Here is a 14370-nt window from a genome sequence, read left to right as displayed (position 1 = left end):
CCACGGCGCCCACGCAGAGCCCGTCCAGTGAACTGGGGGCCCTGCGCCCGGGTCGCCCTGGTGCTGCGCCAGCGCGCCCTCACCCCGCAGGGGACTTCGATACTCTCACCGCAGGCCCTCACGTATTGCGGCGCCGGACTCCGAACGGGCGCCCGCTGGCTCAGTCCTCGCCCACGACGGTCAGATCGTCGCCCAGGGCGGCGGCGATTTCGGCGGCCCGGGAGTGGTCGTCCAGTCGCCGCGTCAGGTAGGCGCAGGCATGATGGTGCCGCAGCGACCACCAGGCGGCGGAGCCGCCGATCCCGCCCTTCGCGATCTTTCCCTTGTCGCGGACGAAGCCCAGTGTCCAGGTGATCCGGGTGCCGAAGACCTCGTCGTAGTCGGTGACTTGGGAGGAGAGCAGCTCACCGTGCAGTTGCGGGCCGAGCAGTTCTCGCACCGGTCCGTCCTCGCTGGTGAGGCGGGCGAAGAACCCGGCCATGGCCGTGGCGGTGGTGTGCAGGTTGACCGCTCCGAAAACCGACTGCCGCCATGCTCGGGAGTTCGTACGCTCCGTGTCCAGGGCCCCGGCGGGGATCTGCAGCCACGGTGCCGCGTGCAGTCGGCGCGGCCACTGCGGGTGCGCGTACTCCAGGTCGGCCACGCGGTCCAGTGAGCCGTCCGGCACGCCGAACCAGGCGTCGAGGGCGAGCGCGGGCCGTACGACGTCGTTGAACACCTCGCCCAGCGTGGTCTCGGCACCGGCGCGCAGGATGCCGTCGACCAGATGGCCGTAGGTCAGCGCGTGCTCCCCGAGGGATGTCCCCGGAACGTATTCCGGCGCCGCCTGTGCCAGGCTGTCCCGCAGCCTGGCGTCGTCCAGCAGGTCGACCTCCGCCGCCGTGTCCGGGAAGCGCGGCTGGCCCGCCCGGTGGGTGAGCACGTGCCGGAGCGTGGTCGTCTCCTTGCCCCGAGTTCCGTACTCCGGCCAGTACTTGGCGACCGGCTCGTCCAGTGTCAGTGCGCCGTCGCGCACCGCCACCAGGGCGGCGAGCGTGACGAACGCCTTCGACAGCGAGTACGGCATGACCAGCGTGTTATTGCGCCAGGGGCGGCTGCGCCCGGCATCCGCCCACCCGCCGCCCAGCCGGACAACCTCGCGGCCGTCCCGCCAGACCGACAGTCCCGCCCCTGTTTCCCGGCCGTCGTCCATCAGGCGTTGAAAGACCTGGCGCACCGCGTCGTATCCGTCCTCGACGAACCCTTCGACCTTCATCGTGCCCGCCCCCATCCAACGGGTAGGTGCTGCAGACCGTCCCAGACCTCGACAATACCTACGGGGGGTATATCGAGCAATGGGGCGGAACTCCGTTGGGTCCTGCCTTCCGGCAGGACCCTGCTGGTCAATAGCTACGCGCCTACTTGAAGGACCGCAGGCGCAGGCTGTTCGTCACGACGTACACGGACGAGAACGCCATCGCCGCGCCCGCGATCATCGGGTTGAGCATGCAGGCCGCGGCCAGCGGCAGGGCGGCGACGTTGTGGCCGAAGGCCCAGAAGAGGTTGCTCTTGCTGGTGGCCAGCGTCCTGCGGGAGAGGCGGATCGCGTCGGCTGCCACCCGCAGGTCGCCGCGTACGAGGGGCAAGACCGGCGGGCACCTGCAAGACGACCACGAGGCGGCGTCGGCCGCAGCCATCGCGTTCACCGTCCTCGGACCGGAGACCTACGACCTGCTGGTCAACGGGGGTGGACCCCGGTCCGCTGGGAACGCTGGGCCCCAGACGCGCTCGTCCGACAGCTGCTCCCCTGAATGTCACAACAGCCGGTGGCGCTCGGGCTCAACTGTGGCGTCGGCCGCGCCCGCGCACTCCGGTGACGAGCACTCCGATGGCGAAGACCAGGACGAGGACGAAGACGGCGATACCGAGGACGTCCTGGAGCCCGCTGGCCAGGCCGCTGTAGCCCACGTCGACCCCGAAGATCATCGAGCACACGCCGGCAACGAGGGCCGTCCAGCCCAGCCAGCCGGGGACTCGGCGACTCGTGAGAATCGCTGTCCCGAACAGCGCGAGGGTCAGCCCGAGTAGGATGCGGAAGTAGCTCTGGAATCCCCATTCCAGCCAGCGCACGGTCTCGGCGTTGGCAAAGCGGATCTGCTTCTCCGCGCCCGAGGCGCTGACCCAGGAGTCGACGGCCTGCTTCAGTCCCACGCCGTCCAGCCCCTGCAGAACCGCCCAGACTGCGGCGGTCGCCACCGCTGCCGCGGCCGCGAGCCGAGCGACCAGGGCGGACCGGTCGGCAGAGCGCAGGACGCGGTACAGCACGAGCAGGCCGCTCAGCGTCACCAGGACGCCGATGAACTGACCGAGATGAACGGCGATCCAGCTGCTGCTGTCCGCCTACTCGGTGAAGATCGCCGGGTGGTCGTCTTCCTCTCCTGAAGGATGAAGTGCGGCGGTCAGGATGACGTTGAGAAGGAAGCCCCCGACCATGAGCGCGCCGGCGATCGTCAGCGTGCGGCGTTGCGAGTCGGCTGTATCCGCCCCTTCGCCAGCGTGCATATCCGGACTCATGAGCAGACCCAGTCCTCTCCACGTCACCGACCGACGTTCTTGAAGATCACTAGCTGCAGCCGCTCTCTCAAGAAACACTGCACCGCCTCACCCGAACGAGGTCCGATCGCGGCCGATTGCACCAGCGCGCGGGCCACACCCCCAGGGGACGAACCGGCCCGGCGAGGACCGGATGCCGAGCAGCGCCGCTGCCACAGCCAGGGAGCGGTGTGAGGGGGTACGCCGGTGTCGCCGGATCACGCTGCCGGCGGCCGCCGGCGGTCCTGTGCGCGGTCCGGTAGGTCAGCCGAGGACCTGGAGGAGGTCGTTGCACGCCTGCTCGCAGGAGCGGCAGGCTTCGGCGCACAGGCGGCAGTGCTCATGCGTATCGGCGTGCGCGGAGCATTCGTCGGCGCAGGCTTTGCAGGCGGTGGCGCACGCGGTGAGGATCGCCCGGGTGATGTTGGCGTCGTAGCCGGTGTGGCGGGACAGCACGGACGCGGTGGCGGTGCAGATGTCCGCGCAGTCCATGTCGGTGCGGATGCACTTGGTGAGCTCGCCGACCATGTCCTCGGACAGGCAGGCGTCCGCGCACGCCGTACACGCCTGGGTGCAGGCGATGCATTCCTCGATGCAGCGGGTGAGCTTGCCGCGGTCGACCTGGCCCAGGTCGGCCGGGTAGGTGGCGAGCATGTCCTTGACCGTGGTCATCACCGGTCGCCTCCTTTGGATCGTGCCGGAGGGCCGCGGGCCGGGACGTGCCGTTCGGTGAGGCCGTGTGGTGCACTCCAGGGTCCAGGTCGCGGCTGCTGCGTCGCCGGGCCGTGGGTCGAGGAGTTCGGCTGGGCGGTCACGGCGTTGTACGGCGACGTGGATATTGCGGTAGGTCGGGACCTGGGTGCCGGCGAGGACCGCAGGCGGGCAGGTCAGACCGGGTAGGTCGACAGCGTCGATGCGGATGCGCATGGCGACCATCATCCGCGCGCTTTCCTGGGGGAGATCCCGGGCTCTGGGGCAGGCTCCGTATCCGTCAGGAGCGCGCCGAAGACCGACCGTCCCAGGGCTTCGGCGCGGGCTTGGTCGATGGCCTTGCCGGTGTAGTCGGAGTGCTGCTCGGTCCACCTCCGTGCGGTGCGGCGGCTGGTGAAGAAGTTCAGGGCGCCGCAGGCGACGTCGGCGGCGGGGCCTGTGCAGGAGCGTTGGCCGACGTAGACCACGGCGGTGTGGGGCTGCCAGCTCATGTGTCCGCCGGTGGAGGTGACGGTAATGATCTCGCCGCTGACCGGGTCGGCGGAGGTGATCACGGCGTCGGTCCCGAGCATGTCCGGGATGCCGAGGGCATCGATCGCGCACATCGCCCACGTCTCGGTGCCGTCGGGGAGGCGGATCCGGTGGGCGGTGGGGGTGGCGGAGAAGGGGTATGCCGCCCGAATCCGCCTTTGGTCGTCGAGGGTGAGGAAGTCCTCGGCGGCCAGTTCGGCCAAGACCTCGCTGGAGTCCCGCCCGAAGGCCCGTGCCACCTGATCCAGGTCGGCCGGATCGGGTGCGCGGCCGGTGGTGGCGAAGGACCGCAGGACAGCCTGTTGCACGACCCGCAGCCCTCCCGTGACAGGTGCGAGAGGGCCGCGGCCACCGCGTCCCGCCGCGTCCATGGGCGGGCAGTCGCAGTCTTCGCCTGCCTCCGCGACATCCAGGGCCCGCTGCAGGTCGGTCACGCTCGGCGCCCCCTCGGTCCGCCCGTCCGGGCTGCGATACAGGCGGCAGGAGACGGAGGCGGCTGTTCCCAGCGCGGCGAAGGGGTCGGTGCCGTCGATGAGCACTGTGGGGGAACCGGTCATGCCGAGCCGTGCGGCCTGCGCCGTGTCGGCAACCTCGACGAACTCCATCTCTGCGGCTCGCCCCTCGAGCGCCCGCTCGATGCGCTCGCGCGCCAGGGGCGCGTTGGGGCAGTCGGGCACCGTCAGAACCGTGATGAGCATCGCCGCGTCCTCCCAGGTCACTGCGGATGTGACCGACGTTAGACCTTCCAGTGCACTGGAAGGTCAAGGCGTAGCCTCGGCCGTATGCGCATCGGAGAACTGGCCGCCGCGAACGACCTCACGCCCAAGACGATCCGTTTCTATGAGCAGGCCGGACTGCTGCCCGCGCCTCCCCGGACGGCTGGCGGTTACCGCGACTACCCGCCGCGGACCGGTGCCCGGCTGGCCTTCGTCCGCGACGCCCAGTCGGCCGGTCTCACGCTCGCCGAGATCCGCTCGATCCTCGCCCTGCGCGACTCGGGCGAGGCACCGTGCGCCCACGTCACCGACCTGATCCAGCAGCACCTCGACGACATCGAGCGGCGCATGGCCGAGTTGCGCAAGACCCGCTCCGCGCTGCGCGGCCTGGCCGAGCGGGCCGCCACCACCGACCCGAGCACGTGCACAGACGCCGACATCTGCAGCATCATCGGCGGCCCCGCAGGTAGGTGACAACAAAGGATTGTCACTCCCCCGATTGACAATCTACGGTTGTCAGCATGAGCGAAGAGCCCACCGTGGAGCAGCTCATCGCAGCCGCCCACGACCGTGCCGGCAGCGTCGACGAACTCGCCCTGCTGGACGCCGTGATCGCCGTCACCCAGGACCTGTCCGGCCATGCGGACGCGGCCGTCGACCAGGTCGTGCGCGAGGTTCGCGCCGTCGGCCACTCCTGGACGGTGATCGGCGAACACCTCGGCGTCTCGCGCCAGGCGGCCCGCCAGCGATACGCCGACCGCGTCGACCGCCTCACCGAGACCCCGCCGGCCGCCGGGCTCATCCGGGGCCGCGACCTGCAGAGCGGACTGTCCGCAGCGCTGGCCGCGGCCGAGGCGGACGGACTGGCCGAGGCAGGAACCGAACACCTCCTCCTCGGACTGCTCACCGATGGCGTGGCCGCCGCCACCCTGGAAAAACTCGGCGTCACCCGCGACAAGATCCGCGAGGCGAGCCGCCGGCTCTTCGCCTGCCCCGCCGGTACGGCGGCCGGGGATCCTGTGTTCTCCGGCGAGGCGCAGGCCGCGCTGGCCGCCGCCGAGCAGCTGGCGACCGAACGCACCTCCACCTGCGCGCCGGTCGTGGTCAACACGCCGCAGCTGCTGGCGGTCATCGCGACGAACCCCGGCTCCCGGGCCCGCCGTGTCCTCAACGACCTCGGCGTCGACGTGGCGGACATCAAGCGCCAACTCCACTGCTACATCAACGTTCCTCGCACCGTTTTCGGGCGTCGCACCCGACGCAAGCGGCGGCCCGAGGACCCCTCCGTCCGTTGCTCCTTCTGCGGCAAACCGGGAGGCGACGAACGCCGCCTGGTTGCCGGCCCCGATGTGTGGATCTGCGCCGACTGCGTCACGCTGTGCGGCGAGATCCTCGCTCAACCCGCGGGGGCGGGCTCCGCGTAGCGCGCTGTCCACGAGGCTCAGGCGGCGGCGCTCGACGAGGGCGAGCCCGCGCGGACTCCAGGCGAGGCGGTCGAGCACTACCGTGGATCCATGACGGCGCCCCTGGACGTGCTGGTGGTCGGCGCGGGGCCCACAGGGCTGGCGCTCGCCGCACAACTGCGTACGTACGGCGCGTCATTCCGGATCGTCGACCGCTCTCTCGACCGGGTCCACGAGTCGCGCGCCCTGGGTATCCAGCCGCGCACCCTGGAGGCGCTCGCCGGGTTCGGGGTGACGGATGAGCTGATCGCTCGCGGCAACCCTGCGATGCAGCTGAGGATGCATCTGCCGCAGCGTGTGGTGCAGATGCCGCTGTTCGACATCGGGCTGACCGACACGGCGTATCCCTTCCTCCTTTTCCTCTCGCAGGCGGAGACGGAGAGCGTCCTCGCGGAGCAGCTCGCGGGGCAGGACGTGGTCATCGAGCGGGGCACGGAGCTGGTCCGGCTGGAGCGAAAGGGGCCGGCCGTCACCTGCCGACTCCGGCGCGGCGACGGCGGTGAGGAAACCGTGGACGCTCGGTACGTCGTGGGCTGCGACGGCGCGCACAGCACCGTCCGCACCCAGGCGGGCATCGGCTTCGAGGGGTACGCCTATCCGCAGACCTTCCTCCTCGCCGACCTGGAGGTCGACGGCCTGGAGCCGGGTGCCGTGCACACGTACATGACCGGATCCGGAATGCTGCTCTTCTTCCCGCTCGGCTCGCCGGCGACCTGGCGGATGCTCGCGATGCGTCCGCCGGGCGCCCCGGACACCGAGGTGAGGCTCGGGCTCCTCCAGAAGATCACCGGCGAGTACACCCCGGACCGGCTGGTGCTGCGGGACCCGGTCTGGATGACCGACTTCCGCCTCCACAACCGCGGCGCCGCCCACTACCGCTCGGGCCCCTGCTTCCTCGCCGGCGACGCGGCCCACATCCACAGCCCGGCCGGCGCCCAGGGCATGAACACCGGCATCCAGGACGCCCTCAACCTGGGCTGGAAGCTCGCCCTCGTGTGCCGGGGCAGGGCTCCGGCGGAGCTGCTGGATACGTACGAGATCGAGCGCGCCCCGGTCGGCCGCAGCGTGCTGCGCTTCACCGACCGCGCCTTCACGATCGGCACCAGCCGCAACCCGCTCATCCGCCTCGCCCGTATGCGACTCGCCCCGCGCCTGGCCCCGTTGGCGCTCCGCGCCACAGGACCGCGCGGGCGGGTCTTCCGTACGGTCTCCGAGCTGGGCATCCACTACCGGCGAAGCCCCGCCTCCACCGCGGGCTCCCGGCCACCGAGGAAGGGGCCGCGAGCCGGCGACCGGCTGCCCGACCTGCCGCGCGGGCTCCAGGCGCGGAGTTCGGGGCCGGGCTGGCACCTGCTTCTGTCCGGGCCGCCCGCACTCTGGCCCGACGAACGCTTCGCCTCAGTCCTGCGCGGACGGGACCACCTGATCAGCGTGCACCGGCTCGGCGGGCAGAGCCCGTGGCCGGACGCGGCCCAGGGGCTCGTACGCCCCGACGGCTACCTCGGCTACGTCGCGCGCGGTGCACACCTCGAAGGGCTGCGCGCTTACCTCGAGCGCTGGCTGCCCGCACAACACGGTTGATCCGTACGGACGAAGAGCCGTGGGCGTCGGTCCGGCGTCCCTACGCCCTGTGCGCAGTCAGTGCTGTGCTCGCGTCCCTGCCGGGTGGGGTCGAGGTGGCGGTAGACGGTCTCGTCGGTCAGTGGCCAGAACACCCGGTCCGTCTCGGCCTTGGTCTTGCCGAACGGGTTGTGCTCGGCCGGGCTCCAGCCACTCCGGCCGGACTTGGCGCTCGCCCACCGTCGCGCGTACACGTCTTGGCGCCGACGAACGACGCGCCACACCTGATCCCGAAGAGCGAGGCTCGCGCCGTCCGCTGCGAAGTCGCTGTCGCAGGCCGGTCGCATGCCGAAGCGCTGCAAAAGCAGCTGCTCCAGGCGATGGCGAAGGTGCTGACCTGGCTGGTGGACCTAGGGGGCGGCGGGGCGTAGGCCGGTCGCGACGGGAGGCAGCCGCGCACGACGCCGTCAAGACGGAGCGCGCTCCCTGAACAGCTCGTATGGCAGAGCGTGACGGAAGCGCTTGCTGCCAGCTACCCCGTATGGCTCGAACCTGCGCACGTCACCAGCGGGTCCCAAAACCGCTGAGGCACGCCCCTCACCTGCGGCAATACCCTGTGCGGGCATGCCGCAGACGAGAGGTGATCTTCCTCGTTGGCTGACTTTCTGTGCACCAGAGGTAGTCCCGCAGGCAGGGCCAATGTGGGCCCTGACCTGCGAAAACACGGAATGTGATCTGGTGCCCCCGGCGGGGGACACGGAACATGGGAACGAGGGAAACCACTGGTCAGTGGGGAGCTGGTGATTCGTGAGACTGTCCGGCTTCGGTGATGGCTACTTGTCGCAGGTTCGAGTCCTGGGCGTGAACTGCGTCACGGAGAGGAGATCAGCGACGGTTGGCAGGGCTTGGTCACCGAATGCGCGGACGCAGTGGCGAATGAGGTGCGTGGACCGTACGTGCTCTACGGCCACAGCATAGGCGCACTGGTCGCCTATGAGGTTGCCAGAATCCTCCAGGCTCGAGGCGCGGACGGTCCGGAGAGCCTGGTGCTGTCCGGGCACATCGCACCACAGCACTGGACGGGAGCCCGGTCGGCCGCCCTCGCCGGTGCACCGGACGCGGAGCTGTCCGCCTGGCTGAAGGCAACTGGTGGAGCACCGGAAGCGGTGCTGGCCAATCCTGATCTGCGTGCCATGGCAGTCGATCTGCTCCGGATGGATCTGGCTGCGTACGCCACCTATCGATACGAGCCCGAGGAGTGGCTGCGTGCCGGAATCCATCTGCTGGTCGGCGGGGCCGAGTCGAGCCCTCTGCGAGCTGCGGCTGCGCTGGATCGGGCATCGGCTGGGTGCGGAGACGGCGGTCGTCATCGACGGGGAGGTGACGGTCCGTGAGGCCCACCAGGTGGCCGTCGATGCCGAGTACGCGCTGCTGCACGTCGTCCCCAGGCCGGCCGCCGCGCTCGTCCACGCCGATCCGGCCTCGGTGCCGGGTGTGCCCGACCCGCACGCCGAACTCGCTCACCACGCGGCCTGACCGCAGCGATCGTTGGCAGCATCTGCTCATCGGCACCTGTCGGCCAGGGCGATGTCGTCGGCCGCCTGGGCCAGTGCGCAGAAGGTCGGCACCGAGACCTTCCAGGTGCCGTCCTGCAGGACGGCGTTCCCCACGGCGGTTGGCAGGGGCCGGCCTCGGAGAGTCAGCGTGTAGGTGACGTCTGCGGTGGTCGCGGTGGCGAACACGACCTGTTCGACTGCGGCTTCGGCCTGCCCGTAGCGCGGGTGGGTGGCGAAGGCTGCCACCATCGGGGCGAGCTGCTCGCCGTCCTTCAGGAGTGCGATGCGCTCCTTGATCGGGGTGCGAGGGTGGAAGAACCTCTCCCAGTTCGTCTCGACCTCGGCCGTGGCCGCTGCCAGGTCGCCCGGCGCTGTGGCGGTCGCGGGCGGAGGCGAGGTGCCCGTCGTTGCGGCGGGCGGCCGGGGCGATGGGCCGACGGGGTTTCCGTCGCCGTTGCCGCAGGCCCCGGCCAGCAGGACGGTGGCGGCCGTGACCGACGCAACCATGCATACGCTCCGGCGTCGGGTCATCTGCCCCACCTCCCGATGCGGCACCAGTCGGGCATTCGCAGGTCACAGGTGTCTTTGCGCCTCAGGTGAATCATCCGAACCTGCCCCGCGGTGCCCCCGGCGGGCTTCATGACGGGATCCGCCATGTCGTGGACCGTCCCGGGTACCCGCGCAGCGCGCCGGGCCCACCCCGAGCTGGTGTACGGCGTGCCGGTTGCGATTGTCCGCGCGGCGGTGTTCACCGCTCCCGACACGGGGCTCTCGGTGGATGCTGCCCTCGTCGCGGCCCGCCGCCGGCTGGCCGCCGCCCGCCCCTCCAGCTCTCGCGCGACCGCCCCCGCCGCGCACTCCAGCGCATCGCGGTGGGCATGACAACAACAACTTCTGGAAACGGGAGCCGTACCGGGACCTGGAAGCTCCTGCGGCTCAGGAATCGGCGTGGTGATGGCTATGTCCCCTATGTGTGGTGTTGTGGCACTTCTCTGTCTGTGGCGCTGTAAAGGGCAGGACGCCTGGTTCTCCCCCGTTCCAGGCGTCCGTGAACGCGGGGTGGGGCGGCTCCACAGCGGTCCCACCCGCGTTCCATGAGCGGGTTCATCGCCCCTGCGCAGCAGCGGTTTACGGCACACCCTGCTGATCCAGCTGGGGAATATGGGATCCTCTCGCTCGCCGCTGCGGCGAGGCGCCGCTCGCGGCGGCAGGTTCGCTCGTCGTGGCCGCAGGCTTGGCCGCGCTGCCGCTGGTTCCCCTGCCCGGCGGTGTCGCCGCCGTGTGCGTGGTCAGTGCGGGGCAGGCACTGGTCACCCGGGCCTTGCGCGTCTGCTCGCCCGAAGCGCGGCCCAGGACAGATGGGGGTGCTGATGGGGGCTCAGCATGCGTGCACGGTCCGGCCTGTGCCGGGGTGCTGTACGACTACGGACCCGCACCGGCCTACCTGGCAGCGGAGAGAGCCGTCTGCGCCGCGGGCGTCATGGCGTCCCGCATTCCTCGCCGCGCATCTGCTGTAGGGAACACCTGATGCCCGGTTGGCGTGAGGCCGGCTCGCGGACAAGCGACGCTGATCTCGGCCGCACCTTCTCGGCGCCCGGCGCTGCTTTCTCGTTAGTGGCGGCTGTGGTTTGTCGAGTTCGGCGCGTCAGCCGGGGTCGTGGATGCCGAGGCGCAGGTGTTCTATGTGGTGGACGGCCTGGTCGAGGAGTTGGGCGACGTGGTCGTCGTAGAGGCTGTAGACGATGCGGCGGCCGTCGCGTCGGCCGGTGACCAGGCCCAGGGTGCGCAGAAGCCGTAGTTGGTGGGAGACGGCGGACTGTTCCATGCCGACGGCGGCGGCGAGCGCGCCGACCGGGTGGGGAGAGTGCCGCAGGGTGATGAGGATGTGCAGCCGGGACGGGGTGGCGAGGGCCTGGAGGGTCGCGGCTACGGAGGCGGCGGTGGCCTCGTCGAGGCGGGCGGCCGCGAGCACGCCGCGGCCGCCGCCTCCGGCGTACTCATCGGCGTGCACGGGCCCTCGCCTCGCGCGGCGGCCGGAGGAACTGCAGCTCCAGCGTGGGCGGGGGTTCGGCGATGCCGGGCCCGCCCGCGGTGGCCCAGGCCAGCAGGTCGTCGGTGCAGTCGTCATCCAGCGCGAAGCCGATCCAGGTCGCGCGGCCCCCGGCCCGGCGTCCGGCGGCGGACGGCTGGACGACGATGACGTTCGCCTGATCGCAGGGGCCCAGGCAGTCCGTCGTACGGACCGCGAGGCGCCCGCCGGAGTCCGCGGCGGCTGCCCGCAGCCGGTCGAGCTGCCAGGCGTGATCGGTACCGGGCAGCTTGCGCGGGTTGCCGCAGCAGCAGCCGCGACACACCACGAGCGTGCAAGGTCGGGCTGTAGCGGCCCGGACGGAGACGACGGTCACAGCCGGGTCCGATCGGGCACGACCTGCGCGCGTACGAGCCCGTCACGGCTGGCGGCGACCAGAATCTCCGGGTCCGGCCAGGCCAAGTCGGCGACCGCTGAGCCGAGTTGGAACGTTCGCGCGGGCTGCAGCAGCGCCCCCGGTCGCCCGGCCGTGGCATGCCACAGCGCGACCGTGCCGTCCTCGCCACCGCTGGCGAGCTGGGTGCCGGAGCCGGGCCGCCAGGCCAGTGCGGTGACCTTCTGGTGGGCGCGGAGTTGGCGGGGCTGCGTACCGGCGGGGCCCTTGCCGGAGAAGTCCCAGACCGTGATGTCGGCCGCGCCGTCGGAGGCCATCCAGAACCCGGTGTCGTCGAAGGCCAGCCGGGAGACCTTCTCCGGGTAGCCGGACATGGTCAGTTCGCTGCCGTCGCGCGTGCGCCAGATGTGGATCGAGGCGTCCTGGTTGCCGCTGCAGATCCACTTGCCCGTCGGGGCGACGGCGAGCGCGAGATGCGAGCCCACGTACGGATAGCTGACCACGGGCTTGGCGGTGTGCCGCTCGTGGCCGTTCACCGCTCCGTACGCGGCGACCGCGAGCCGCCGACCCTGCCGCAGCCACGCGACATCGGTGACCGTGCTGGCGGCGGGCTCGGTGGCCCACAACTCGGCGCCGTCCGCGTCCAGTACGACGGCGCGCCGGCCTACGGCGACGGCGAGCCGGTTCTCGTCGGCCCAGGCGACCGCAGCCGACCAGGCACCTGTGCTCACCTCCCGCACCCGCCCGTCGGAGCGGCGCCACAGCACGTATCCGGTGGGGCCGGCGGCCGCCACGTGCTGCCCGTCGGGGGACACCGCGATGCGCAGCAGCCCGCCGGGCAGCTCGAATTCACCCACCCGCTCGCCGGTCTCCGCGGTCAGGACCGAGCCCTCGCCGGCGGCCCCGGCCACCGCGACCAGGTCACCGGCCGCATGGACACAGACCGGCGCATCGCTCACGGAACTCTCCCAGGCGATCCCCGTACCCGTCTCGGTTGCGGTGCTCATACGGCGGCTCCGGCGCGTTCCGTCACCAGGCAGTCGGCGAAGCCGCGCTCGAGGGCCTCGCGGTCGAGGTTGCGGCCGATGAAGACGAGCCGGTTGCGGCGCGGCTCGTCGGCCCGCCACTGCGCGCCTTCCTCGCCGACCAGCAGCATGTGGACGCCCTGGAAGACGTATCGCCGGTCCGAACCGGCGATCGCCAGGATGCCCTTGGAGCGGAAGATGTCGACGCCCTTGGTGCGCAGCAGGTTGCCGAGCCAGGCGTTGAGGCGGGCGTCGTCGACCTCGCCCGCCAGCTCGATGCCGACCGAGGTGACGGTGAGGTCGTGCTGGTGCTCGGTCTCGGTGAGGAAGGCCGGGTCGTACTTGAGGACGCGGTCGAGGTCGAAGGCGCCCACGTGCAGGACCTGTTGGAGGTCGACCTGGGCGTGCTGGGCGCGCAGGATCTGTACGGGGGTGTTGATCGCCCGTACGCGGGCCTCGACTTCGGTGATCGTCGCCTCGTCCACCAGGTCGGTCTTGTTGAGGACGATCCGGTCGGCGAAGGCGATCTGCTCGACGGCCTCGTTCTCCACGCCTTCCGGCTTGACCTCGTCCAGGTGCTGGAGCACGTGCGCGGCGTCCACGAGGGTGACGATGGCGTCGAGCCGCAGCTGGGCGGCGATCTCGTCGTCCATGAAGAAGGTCTGCGCGACCGGCGCCGGGTCGGCCAGGCCGGTCGTCTCGATGAGGATGTGGTCGAACTTCTCCCGCCTGCGCATCAGCGCGCCGAGGATGCGGATCAGATCTCCTCGCACGGTGCAGCAGATGCACCCGTTGTTCATTTCGAAGATCTCTTCCTCGGCGTCGAGCACGAGGGCGTCGTCGATGCCGACCTCGCCGAACTCGTTCTCGATGACGGCGATCTTCATGCCGTGGTTCTCGGTGAGGATGCGGTTGAGCAGGGTGGTCTTGCCCGAGCCGAGGAAGCCGGTCAGAACGGTGACGGGTACGCGTTCGTCACGCGGCTCGTCCGGCGTGGTCGTTTCGGTCATCAGGGGTCAGGCTCCTTCGGGTGCGGTGGTGAGCAGGGCGGCCCGCAGGTCGTCCTCGGTGATCTGCTCGGCGGGTTGGTGCAGGGTCCAGCGGCGGGCCGCGCCGTCCATGGGGAGTACGGCGACGACCGTCTCCAGCGGCGGGCAGCCCGGTTCGGTGCAGGTGAGCTGGCGGACCATGACGGCGGTGTCCTCGTCGAGGTCGAGCAGCGCGCGTACAGTCTCCTTCAGCTCGCGCAGCCGCGGGCTTGGTGATCGGGGTTGGAATCCCAGGGGCATGGCGGCAGTTCTCCTTCGTCCGCGGTGGGTTAGCAGTCGGCGCACACGCCGGTGAGTTCGACGGTGTGCTCCACCGCGCTGAACCCGGAGTCGGCGGCGATCTGCCCGGCCCACTCCTCGACGACTTCGGAGCCCACCGGCCGACTGCGGCCGCAGGAGCGGCAGATCAGGTAGTGGCGGTGCCCGTCGGCGGGCTGTCGGCGGTACAGCCGCTCCCCGGCGGCGACCTGTACGACATCGACCCCGCCCGAAGCCTCCAGCTCGCGCAGGGCCCGGTACACGGTGGTCAGCCCTATCCGGCTTCCGTCGGCGGTCAGTTGGGCATGCAAGTCCTGTGCGGAAACAAAGTCCTGGCATTCCGTCAGGGCATCCAGGACGGCCGATCGTTGTCGCGTGGGCCGCTGCTGAGCCGTGCGGACGTTCACACCAGTTCACCCCTCGCGCCGCTCGCCGTCCCGCTGCCACCGTAGACAGAAATGAAATCCATGTCCATATGAACGATGAATCATGTGTCGACGGGTGGGG

General features: G+C 70.7%; 18 protein-coding genes and 3 pseudogenes. 6 read left to right on the top strand and 15 right to left on the bottom strand.

Annotated features, from left to right (window positions below):
• Positions 1-160: 160 nt before the first annotated feature.
• From ACYVO6_RS20135 to merB, 7 genes and pseudogenes are all read right to left on the bottom strand, one after another.
• Positions 161-1255, bottom strand: coding sequence for a serine hydrolase domain-containing protein (locus tag ACYVO6_RS20135; RefSeq protein ID WP_461062917.1), 1095 nt, complete (start codon positions 1253-1255; stop codon positions 161-163).
• Positions 1256-1397: 142 nt separating this feature from the next.
• Positions 1398-1625, bottom strand: a pseudogene (locus tag ACYVO6_RS20130) (heavy metal translocating P-type ATPase); the annotation flags it as partial.
• A 193-nt stretch (positions 1626-1818) separates the two neighbouring features.
• The gene (locus ACYVO6_RS20125; protein WP_461063005.1) at positions 1819-2361 is read right to left on the bottom strand and encodes a DUF4386 family protein; all 543 of its coding nucleotides are present in this window, start codon (positions 2359-2361) and stop codon (positions 1819-1821) included.
• Between the two features lie 18 nt (positions 2362-2379).
• Complete coding sequence (locus ACYVO6_RS20120) at positions 2380-2553, bottom strand: hypothetical protein (protein ID WP_461062915.1); 174 nt, start codon at positions 2551-2553, stop codon at positions 2380-2382.
• Between the two features lie 282 nt (positions 2554-2835).
• On the bottom strand, positions 2836-3243 hold the full coding sequence (locus ACYVO6_RS20115) for a four-helix bundle copper-binding protein (RefSeq protein WP_461063003.1): 408 nt from the start codon (positions 3241-3243) through the stop codon (positions 2836-2838).
• 66 nt (positions 3244-3309) lie between these two features.
• Positions 3310-3498 (bottom strand): annotated as a pseudogene (locus ACYVO6_RS20110) (DUF5990 family protein); the annotation flags it as partial.
• An 8-nt stretch (positions 3499-3506) separates the two neighbouring features.
• Positions 3507-4511, bottom strand: coding sequence for an organomercurial lyase (gene merB / locus ACYVO6_RS20105; protein ID WP_461062913.1), 1005 nt, complete (start codon positions 4509-4511; stop codon positions 3507-3509).
• Positions 4512-4595: 84 nt separating this feature from the next.
• On the opposite strand from merB, the gene ACYVO6_RS20100 reads away from it, so the two are divergent.
• The 3 genes from ACYVO6_RS20100 to ACYVO6_RS20090 all read left to right on the top strand — a co-directional run bounded on the left by ACYVO6_RS20100 (position 4596) and on the right by ACYVO6_RS20090 (position 7573).
• Positions 4596-5003, top strand: coding sequence for a heavy metal-responsive transcriptional regulator (locus ACYVO6_RS20100; protein WP_461062911.1), 408 nt, complete (start codon positions 4596-4598; stop codon positions 5001-5003).
• Between the two features lie 47 nt (positions 5004-5050).
• Complete coding sequence (locus ACYVO6_RS20095; RefSeq protein ID WP_461062909.1) at positions 5051-5953, top strand: ClpX C4-type zinc finger protein; 903 nt, start codon at positions 5051-5053, stop codon at positions 5951-5953.
• Positions 5954-6043: 90 nt separating this feature from the next.
• On the top strand, positions 6044-7573 hold the full coding sequence (locus ACYVO6_RS20090; protein ID WP_461062907.1) for an FAD-dependent monooxygenase: 1530 nt from the start codon (positions 6044-6046) through the stop codon (positions 7571-7573).
• Here the strand turns inward: ACYVO6_RS20090 and ACYVO6_RS20085 are convergent.
• Positions 7537-7899 carry a TOTE conflict system archaeo-eukaryotic primase domain-containing protein gene (locus ACYVO6_RS20085; RefSeq protein WP_461062905.1) on the bottom strand — a complete coding sequence of 121 codons (363 nt, stop codon included), beginning with the start codon at positions 7897-7899 and terminating at the stop codon, positions 7537-7539. The genes ACYVO6_RS20090 and ACYVO6_RS20085 overlap by 37 nt on opposite strands.
• 519 nt (positions 7900-8418) lie before the next feature.
• Here ACYVO6_RS20085 and ACYVO6_RS20080 point away from each other — a divergent pair.
• Together ACYVO6_RS20080 and ACYVO6_RS20075 are read left to right on the top strand one after the other, a co-directional pair.
• A complete protein-coding gene (locus ACYVO6_RS20080; protein ID WP_461063001.1) occupies positions 8419-8946 on the top strand; it encodes a thioesterase II family protein in 528 nt (175 codons plus the stop codon).
• Positions 8855-9088: pseudogene (locus ACYVO6_RS20075) on the top strand (cation transporter dimerization domain-containing protein); the annotation flags it as partial. The gene ACYVO6_RS20080 and the pseudogene ACYVO6_RS20075, both read left to right, overlap by 92 nt.
• Positions 9089-9114: 26 nt before the next feature.
• On the opposite strand, the gene ACYVO6_RS20070 reads toward ACYVO6_RS20075, so the two are convergent.
• The gene (locus ACYVO6_RS20070; RefSeq protein WP_461062903.1) at positions 9115-9615 is read right to left on the bottom strand and encodes a hypothetical protein; all 501 of its coding nucleotides are present in this window, start codon (positions 9613-9615) and stop codon (positions 9115-9117) included.
• 147 nt (positions 9616-9762) lie between these two features.
• Between ACYVO6_RS20070 and ACYVO6_RS20065 the strand changes: the two genes are divergently transcribed.
• Positions 9763-9990, top strand: a complete 228-nt coding sequence (locus ACYVO6_RS20065; RefSeq protein WP_461062901.1) for a hypothetical protein — start codon at positions 9763-9765, stop codon at positions 9988-9990.
• Between the two features lie 763 nt (positions 9991-10753).
• Here ACYVO6_RS20065 and ACYVO6_RS20060 read toward each other — a convergent pair.
• From ACYVO6_RS20060 to ACYVO6_RS20035, 6 genes are read right to left on the bottom strand one after another with little or no spacing between them, the layout of a single operon-like run.
• The gene (locus ACYVO6_RS20060) at positions 10754-11119 is read right to left on the bottom strand and encodes an ArsR/SmtB family transcription factor (protein ID WP_461062899.1); all 366 of its coding nucleotides are present in this window, start codon (positions 11117-11119) and stop codon (positions 10754-10756) included.
• Entirely contained in the window at positions 11106-11465 is a 360-nt protein-coding gene (locus tag ACYVO6_RS20055; RefSeq protein ID WP_461062896.1) for a (2Fe-2S) ferredoxin domain-containing protein, read from the bottom strand. The genes ACYVO6_RS20060 and ACYVO6_RS20055 overlap by 14 nt, the downstream gene beginning before the upstream one ends.
• Positions 11466-11509: 44 nt before the next feature.
• Positions 11510-12538, bottom strand: a complete 1029-nt coding sequence (locus tag ACYVO6_RS20050; RefSeq protein WP_461062894.1) for a WD40 repeat domain-containing protein — start codon at positions 12536-12538, stop codon at positions 11510-11512.
• On the bottom strand, positions 12535-13566 hold the full coding sequence (locus ACYVO6_RS20045) for a CobW family GTP-binding protein (RefSeq protein WP_461062892.1): 1032 nt from the start codon (positions 13564-13566) through the stop codon (positions 12535-12537). The genes ACYVO6_RS20050 and ACYVO6_RS20045 overlap by 4 nt, the downstream gene beginning before the upstream one ends.
• Positions 13567-13572: 6 nt before the next feature.
• Positions 13573-13845 carry a hypothetical protein gene (locus ACYVO6_RS20040; RefSeq protein ID WP_461062890.1) on the bottom strand — a complete coding sequence of 91 codons (273 nt, stop codon included), beginning with the start codon at positions 13843-13845 and terminating at the stop codon, positions 13573-13575.
• Between the two features lie 29 nt (positions 13846-13874).
• Positions 13875-14270 carry a Fur family transcriptional regulator gene (locus ACYVO6_RS20035; RefSeq protein WP_461062888.1) on the bottom strand — a complete coding sequence of 132 codons (396 nt, stop codon included), beginning with the start codon at positions 14268-14270 and terminating at the stop codon, positions 13875-13877.
• Positions 14271-14370 lie beyond the last annotated feature (100 nt).

This window comes from Streptomyces pseudoechinosporeus, assembly GCF_054783935.1.
The sequence above is the reverse complement of the archived record's forward strand: the minus strand, read 5'-3'. Positions and strand labels throughout refer to the sequence as shown.

Coding starts and splice junctions, on each gene's coding strand:
- ACYVO6_RS20135 (WP_461062917.1), bottom strand. CDS start 1,255: ATGAAGGTCGAAGGGTTCGTCGAGGACGGATACGACGCGGTGCGCCAG.
- ACYVO6_RS20120 (WP_461062915.1), bottom strand. CDS start 2,553: ATGAGTCCGGATATGCACGCTGGCGAAGGGGCGGATACAGCCGACTCG.
- ACYVO6_RS20115 (WP_461063003.1), bottom strand. CDS start 3,243: ATGACCACGGTCAAGGACATGCTCGCCACCTACCCGGCCGACCTGGGC.
- merB (WP_461062913.1), bottom strand. CDS start 4,511: ATGCTCATCACGGTTCTGACGGTGCCCGACTGCCCCAACGCGCCCCTG.
- ACYVO6_RS20100 (WP_461062911.1), top strand. CDS start 4,596: ATGCGCATCGGAGAACTGGCCGCCGCGAACGACCTCACGCCCAAGACG.
- ACYVO6_RS20095 (WP_461062909.1), top strand. CDS start 5,051: ATGAGCGAAGAGCCCACCGTGGAGCAGCTCATCGCAGCCGCCCACGAC.
- ACYVO6_RS20090 (WP_461062907.1), top strand. CDS start 6,044: ATGACGGCGCCCCTGGACGTGCTGGTGGTCGGCGCGGGGCCCACAGGG.
- ACYVO6_RS20085 (WP_461062905.1), bottom strand. CDS start 7,899: ATGCGACCGGCCTGCGACAGCGACTTCGCAGCGGACGGCGCGAGCCTC.
- ACYVO6_RS20070 (WP_461062903.1), bottom strand. CDS start 9,615: ATGGTTGCGTCGGTCACGGCCGCCACCGTCCTGCTGGCCGGGGCCTGC.
- ACYVO6_RS20065 (WP_461062901.1), top strand. CDS start 9,763: ATGTCGTGGACCGTCCCGGGTACCCGCGCAGCGCGCCGGGCCCACCCC.
- ACYVO6_RS20050 (WP_461062894.1), bottom strand. CDS start 12,538: ATGAGCACCGCAACCGAGACGGGTACGGGGATCGCCTGGGAGAGTTCC.
- ACYVO6_RS20045 (WP_461062892.1), bottom strand. CDS start 13,566: ATGACCGAAACGACCACGCCGGACGAGCCGCGTGACGAACGCGTACCC.
- ACYVO6_RS20040 (WP_461062890.1), bottom strand. CDS start 13,845: ATGCCCCTGGGATTCCAACCCCGATCACCAAGCCCGCGGCTGCGCGAG.